The sequence below is a fragment of the Actinacidiphila sp. bgisy167 genome (assembly GCF_057707665.1).
In genome coordinates, this window is sequence record NZ_JBYIQP010000149.1 from 1 (window position 1) to 6,409 (window position 6,409).

The following is a 6,409-nucleotide window of genomic DNA, read 5'->3' on the forward strand; positions in this document are numbered from 1 at the left end:
ATCAGAGCAGTTCTAGCCGGGCAGTGGCGGCGAGGGCCACCGGGTCGGCGGCACGCGCCTGCGACCTGACCGGTGCCGGGCCGTCCTCGAGGACGTACACCTCGCTCGACGCACTCGGCGCGACCTGCGTCCCGGGGACGCCGCGCAGGCGCTGCAGGGTCCGGGCGCCGAAGCCCGTGCCGGGCGGCGCGGTGACGACGAAGGCGGCGGCGGTGCGCTCGCGCGCCTCGTGGGCCTTGGACCGCGAAGGCGAACGTCGACGCCACGACGAACACCGTCACGAAGGCGGCCACGCCCCCGGCGGTGCCGAACAGGGCGTTCAGCGCGGTCACCGCCGTGTCGTCCCGGCCGGGGTCGGCGTCTGCGTACCGGCGGTCGCTCCCGGTGAGGACCCGGGCGCCACTGCCGCGGACCGCTTCCCGCACCGCGCTGGCGTCCGCGTCGACCACCAACTGCACACTGGCGGGGCTCAGTCGGGCGGCGTGGGGGTCGGTGTAGAACACGGCGTCCTCGAACCCGAGGTCGGCCACGGTCCCCACGACGCGCACGGTGCCCCGGTCGGTACGCACGCGCTCCGCCCGGCTCGGCCCAGTCACCGGTGACGACGACCTCGTCGGCGGCGCGGGGCGCGTGTCCCGCCGTGAGCCCGTACGGCGCGAAGGCGGCGGTGGACCAGGGGTGTCCGACGAGCCCGCCGGGTCCGCCCTCGGCCCGTACGGGGAAGGCGCGGTCCTCGACGACCCGGCCGAGCCGCCGCAGGCCCGCCACGGTTGCGGCGGGGACGGCACGCGGCCGGGCCAGTGGTCGGCTGCCCTCGCCCCGCGGCGTCGGCACCCGCACCGTGTCCTGGCCGCGGACCACGACCGGCGCCGCGGCGAAGCGCTCCGGCCGGCGTTCGGGCGCCTCCTGGGCTGAGGCGAGGACCAGGCCCGTCGCGGTGAGCAGCGCGACGCCCAGCGCCAGCGCGACGAAGCTGCCGGCGAAGGTGACCCAGCGGGTGCGCAGAGTGCGCAGGGCGACAGTCAGCACGGCACGGCCTCTCGGCCCGCCCTGCCCGTGCTCGTCCTCAGCCAGTACGTACAGCGCGCCTACGCCGCCGAGTTGCTGGACTCCGGCGACGGGACGGGCCTCGGCTACCTGCTGAAGGACAGGGTCGGCCAGGTCGAGGAGTTCGTCGGGGCGCTGTGCGAGGTCGCGGCCGGCGGCACCGTCGTCGACCCCGAGGTCGTACGGCAGTTGCTGCGCCGCCGCCGCGATCCGCTGGAGCGGCTCACCCCGCGCGAGCGGGAGGTGCTGGCGCTGGTCGCGGAGGGCAGGTCGAACGGCGCGATCGCCCGCCACCTGGTCGTCTCCGATGCGGCCGTGGGCAAGCACATCGGCAGCATCCTCACCAAGCTCGACCTGCCCCCGGCCGACTCGACCCACCGCCGTGTCCTGGCCGTCCTCGCCTATCTGCGGGCCTGAGCGGGCCGGCTGACCGCGCGAGGCGGGGGCGTCCCCAGGGCGGCCCCGGGCCGCGGACAGCCGGGCCGGGGCCGATCCGAGACCGCCTCACCTCCGCCAGAACAGGTGGTGCGTCACGCCGCTCGGGCTGGGCACGACCTCCAGGTGGAACCGGTCGAGCAGCTCGTCGGGCGAGTCCCAGAGCCTCAGCCCGGACCCGAACTTCACCGGCGAGACCGCCACGTGCAGGGTGTCGACCAGGTCGGCGTCGAGGAACTGACGGACGGTGGTGACTCCGCCGCCGAGCCGGACGTCCTTGCCCTGCGCCGCTTCCCGGGCCTGCCGCAGGACCGCGGCCGGGTCGCCGTCGACGAAGTGGAACGTGGTGTCGGAGAGCGTGAACGAAGGACGCTTGTGGTGCGTCATGACGAACACGGGGGTGTGGAACGGGGGCTCGTCACCCCACCAGCCGCGCCATTCGTGGTCGTTCCAGGGCCCGCGCTGGGGCCCGAACTTGTTGCGGCCCATGATCTCGGCGCCGATACCGTTCCTGAAATCCCGTGTGAAGTAGTCGTCGAGGCCCCTGCTCCCGCCGGGATCGGTGCGCCCGGGCCAGCTCGCCGTGGCGCCGGCCCAGGCGAACATCCTCGCCGGGTCGATGCCCCCGCCGAAGGGATGCTCGAGGCTCTGGTCCTCTCCGGCACCGATCCCGTCACTCGAGACCATGAAGTTCTGGACCCTCAGAAGTTGGGGCATGTGCTCCTCCTGTGTCGTCGGCAACGGTAAGGAGACTCTCCGGGCCGCGAGAACTCATCGCGCGTCGCGTGACCGGTCGGAGGACACGGGCGACCGCCGCCCGAACGGCGCGCTTCACGCTGGTACGGCGCCCTGCAGGCAGCTGACTACGCGGCTGCGGCCAGGTCCAGTTCGGCCCAGACGACCTTGCCCTCGGCCGCCGAACGGGTCCCCCAGCGGCGGGAGAGCTGGCCGACGAGGAAGAGCCCGCGGCCGTTCTCGTCCGTGCCGCGCGCGGTGCGCAGACGTGGGGCGCAGACGCCGGTGTCGAACACTTCGCAGGTCAGGGCCTGGTGGCGGATCAGGCGGAGGTCGATGGGGCCGGCGCCGTGCCGTACGGCGTTGGTGACCAGCTCGCTGACGAGCAGCCGCGTGGAATGCTCGAGTCCGTCCAGGCCCCATGAGGTCAGCTGGTCGGCCGCCAGGCGCCGGGCGCGGCAGACGGCGCTCTCGTCGCACGGCAGGGTCCAGGAGGCGACCTGGGCCGGGCGCAGTGCGCGGGTCCTGACCAGGAGCAGGGTGACGTCGTCGCAGGGCGCGTGCGCCGGGAGGCCGGCCGTCGCACGGGTGCAGAGCTCCTCCAGGGAGCGGCGCGGATCCGCGAGGGCGGCGGCGACGCGGTGCATCCCTTCCTCGATGTCGTCGTCGCGGCTCTCGATCAGGCCGTCGCTGTAGAGGGCGATGAGGCTCCCCTCGGGCAGCACCATCTCCACCTCCGCGAAGGGGTCCCCGAGTCCGATGCCCAGCGGCGCCCCGGTGGGGAGTTCGGGGAAGGAGACCCGGCCCTCGGGGTCGACGATCGCGGGCGGCGGGTGCCCGGCCCGAGCCATGGCGCATGCGCGGGTGGCGGGGTCGTACACCGCGTACAGGCAGGTGGCGCCGACGACGGCGGGCGTCTGGTCGGCGGCGTCGGTGTCCTCCTCGACGAGGCGCTGGACCGTGTCGTCGAGACGGTGCAGCAGTTCGGCGGGGGGCAGTTCCATGTCGGCCAGGGTGCGGACGGCGGCGCGGAGCGTGCCCATGGTCGCCGCAGCGTGGAGCCCGTGGCCGACGACGTCGCCGACGACGAGGGCGACCCGTGCGCCGGAGAGCGGGATCACGTCGAACCAGTCGCCGCCGACGCCGTGGTCCATGTCGGCGGGCTGATAGCGCGATGCCGTGTCGACGGCCATGCCGCCCTTCAACCGGCGTGGGAGCAGGTTGCGTTGCAGGGTGAGGGCCGCGGTGTGCTCGCGTGCGTACTGGCGCGCGTTGTCCAGTGCCACCGCCGCCCGCCGCACGAGTTCCTCGGCCAGCAGCAGGTCGACCTCCTGGAACGGCTCCAGGTCCGTGGTGCGGAGGAACAGGACGAGACCCAGCAGGGCCCGCCGGGCGCGGATCGGGACGACCATCAGCGAGTGCGCGCCGTTGTCGCGGATCCTTCCGGCGAGGGCCGGGTCGTGGTCGACCCACAGTCCCGGGGCGACGTCCAGGATCGGCTCGAGATGGGAGGTGCCCGTGCTCAGCACGGCGGAGAAGGGCGAGCGGGGCGGTACGGGGACCAGTTCGCCGCGCGCCCAGGCGGATTCCGGGGCCCCCGGGAGGGTGGAGGCCAGCCCGGTGCGCCGCAGCACGCGCGGGTGCGCGCCGGACGGGTCGATGCGCGCCGGCGGTCCCTCGCTGAACGGCACCGACTGCTCGAGGTCCACCGCGACGACGTCGGCGAGCAGCGGCACGGCGAGGTCGGCCAGTTCCTGGCTGGTCTGCATCACGTCCAGGTTGGTGCCGAGCCGTGCGCTGGCCTCGCCGACGGCGGCCAGGCGTTCGCGCGCCATCCTGCTCTCGACGACGTCGGCGCTGATGACGCAGACCCCGAGCGATTCGCCGGCGGCGTCCTGCAGGCAGTGGAACGAGGCGGCGAATGGATGCTCCCGGCCCCTGCTCACCGGCAGCCACGTACGGTACTCGTGCACCTTGGTGGCGCCGCTCTTGAGCACCTGGCGCATCACCGTCTCCAGCGCGCCCGCCTTGGCGCCGGCGAGCACGTCGACGAACCGGCGCCCGAGTCGCTGGTCGCGCGGGATGCCGTCGTGCTCCTCCATCACGTCGTTGGCGAAGACGCAGCGCAACTGCCGGTCGCGCAGGACGACTCCGATGGGCGCTCGGGCGAGCAGCGGGCCCCACACGGTTCCGCTCGCCGCGTCCCCGGAGAGCGCGCCGGTGTCGGTCAGGGTCGTGAGCCAGCGCGTCGCCCCGTTCAGGCCCCGCAGCATCGTGATCCGCAGGCTGACGTCGATCACCCGGCCCTCGCGGTGGGTCACCGCCGCCGTGCCCGCCCAGCCGTTCTCGGCACGGCACTGCTCGGTGAAGGCCGCCATCGACGGAGCCTGCCCGAAGGACGGCAGCACGAGTGCGGCGGAGAGGCCGACGACGTCGCCGGCGGCGAATCCGACCAGGCGCTCGGCGGCCGGCGTCCAGGCGACGACGGTCCCCTGCTCGTCGAAGACCGCGAAGGCGGAGTCTGATATCCCCGGTGTGTTCACATGTTTTCCGGCCGTCACCGTGTCTGTGCAGGTCATCGAGTCTTGCCCTCGGGGTCTCGTCGTCGGACAACTGGCCGGATTGCCCGATATGGGCGATCCGGGGGTCAGACCGGGCAGCATGCGGATCTGTGACAGCGGCACGCCCGGACGTCGTGTCCGCCGGCCTCGCCCGGCATCCGCCTTCCGCCCCAGGGGCGGTACGACCCGCGGGGCCGGCTGCCGCGGGGGCACCCGAGCGGTACGCCGACACGTCGGCGGTGTCACACCAGGGGACGCCCGGCGGTCTGGTGGTTGACTCTCCGTACGTGGTTCGCAGCGTGCGACATCCGAGATGAGGTGCATCGTGTCCCCTGAGAACACTTTCGTGATCGTCGGAGGCGGTTTGGCCGCGGGCAAGGCGGTGGAGGCTCTGCGGGAGAACGGCTACGACGGCCGACTCGTCCTCATCGGCGACGAACGAGACAAGCCCTACATCCGCCCTCCGCTGTCGAAGGGCTATCTGACGGGCAAGGAGACCCGCGACTCGATCTTCGTCCACCCCGACGACTGGTACGACAAGCACGACGTCGACCTGCGGCTCGGCACCACGGTGACCGGGCTCGACGTGGGGGCCGGGCAGGTGGAGCTCGACGGCGGGCGGCGCATGCCCTACACGAAGCTGCTCCTGGCCACCGGTGCGGCCCCCCGCCTCCTGACCGTCCCCGGGGCGGACCTGGACAACGTGCTCTACCTGCGCCGCGTGGGCGACAGCGAGCGGCTCAAGGCCGCCTTCACCGAGGGCGCGCGCATCGTCGTCATCGGAGCCGGGTGGATCGGCCTGGAGACCGCCGCGGCCGCGCGGCAGGCCGGGGCGGAGGTGACGGTGCTGGAGGCCGAGGAGCTGCCGCTGCTCAGGGTGCTCGGACGAGAGGCGGCCGAGGTGTTCGCGGCCCTGCACACCGACCACGGCGTGGTGCTGCGCCACGGCGTGCGGGTGGAGGGCATCACCGGCAGCGGCGGACGAGCGGACGGCGTCCGGCTCGCCGACGGCACCCATGTACCCGCGGACGCCGTGGTCGTGGGCGTCGGCGTCACCCCCGACACGCGGCTGGCCGAGGCGGCCGGGTTGGAAGTGCGCAACGGCGTCGTCACCGACGCGCATCTGCGCACCTCGGCGCCGAACGTCTTCGCCGCGGGCGACGTCGCCAACGCCTACCACCCGTTCCTCGAGCGCCACATCCGCGTCGAGCACTGGGCCAACGCGCTGAACCAGCCGGCCACGGCCGCGCAGGGCATGCTCGGCGGCGACGCCGTCTACGACCGGCTGCCGTACTTCTACACCGACCAGTACGACCTCGGCATGGAGTACGTCGGCTACGTGGAGCCCGGAGGTTACGACCGCGTCGTCTTCCGCGGGGACAAGGCGGCCCGGGAGTTCGTCGCCTTCTGGATGTCCGGTGACCGTGTACTGGCCGGCATGAACGTCAATGTGTGGGACGTCGTCGAGCCGGTCCGCGAGCTGATCACCTCGCGCGCCGAGGTCGACGACACGCGCCTCGCCGATCCGCAGGTGCCGCTGGAGAGCGTCCGCGCCTGAGAACCGGCCGCGGGGGGGGGGGGGGGGGGGGGGGGGGGGGGGGGGGGGGGGGGGGGGGGGGGGGGGGGGGGGG

General features: G+C 73.7%; 4 protein-coding genes and 2 pseudogenes. 3 read left to right on the top strand and 3 right to left on the bottom strand.

Annotation, left to right across the window (positions count from 1 at the left end; all coding sequences use genetic code 11):
* Nucleotides 1–768, bottom strand: a pseudogene (locus tag AC3ET4_RS29975) (hypothetical protein); the annotation flags it as partial.
* Between AC3ET4_RS29975 and AC3ET4_RS29980 the strand changes: the two are divergent.
* Both AC3ET4_RS29980 and AC3ET4_RS29985 read left to right on the top strand, forming a co-directional pair.
* On the top strand, nucleotides 679–915 hold the full coding sequence (locus AC3ET4_RS29980) for a hypothetical protein (protein WP_431954987.1): 237 nt from the start codon (nucleotides 679–681) through the stop codon (nucleotides 913–915). The pseudogene AC3ET4_RS29975 and the gene AC3ET4_RS29980 sit on opposite strands and share 90 nt — an antisense overlap.
* A 126-nt stretch (nucleotides 916–1,041) precedes the next feature.
* Nucleotides 1,042–1,464, top strand: a pseudogene (locus tag AC3ET4_RS29985) (LuxR C-terminal-related transcriptional regulator); the annotation flags it as partial.
* 87 nt (nucleotides 1,465–1,551) lie between these two features.
* Here the strand turns inward: AC3ET4_RS29985 and AC3ET4_RS29990 are convergent.
* Nucleotides 1,552–2,199, bottom strand: a complete 648-nt coding sequence (locus tag AC3ET4_RS29990; RefSeq protein WP_431954981.1) for a dihydrofolate reductase family protein — start codon at nucleotides 2,197–2,199, stop codon at nucleotides 1,552–1,554.
* Between the two features lie 146 nt (nucleotides 2,200–2,345).
* Nucleotides 2,346–4,760, bottom strand: a complete 2,415-nt coding sequence (locus tag AC3ET4_RS29995; RefSeq protein ID WP_431954983.1) for a SpoIIE family protein phosphatase — start codon at nucleotides 4,758–4,760, stop codon at nucleotides 2,346–2,348.
* Nucleotides 4,761–5,103: 343 nt separating this feature from the next.
* Here AC3ET4_RS29995 and AC3ET4_RS30000 point away from each other — a divergent pair, with 343 nt between their 5' ends.
* Nucleotides 5,104–6,336: an NAD(P)/FAD-dependent oxidoreductase gene (locus AC3ET4_RS30000; protein ID WP_431954985.1), complete on the top strand. Its 1,233-nt coding sequence runs from the start codon at nucleotides 5,104–5,106 to the stop codon at nucleotides 6,334–6,336.
* Nucleotides 6,337–6,409 lie beyond the last annotated feature (73 nt).

Excerpts from the sequence above, each read along its gene's own strand:
- AC3ET4_RS29990 (WP_431954981.1), bottom strand. The coding sequence starts at position 2,199 with ATGCCCCAACTTCTGAGGGTCCAGAACTTCATGGTCTCGAGTGACGGG.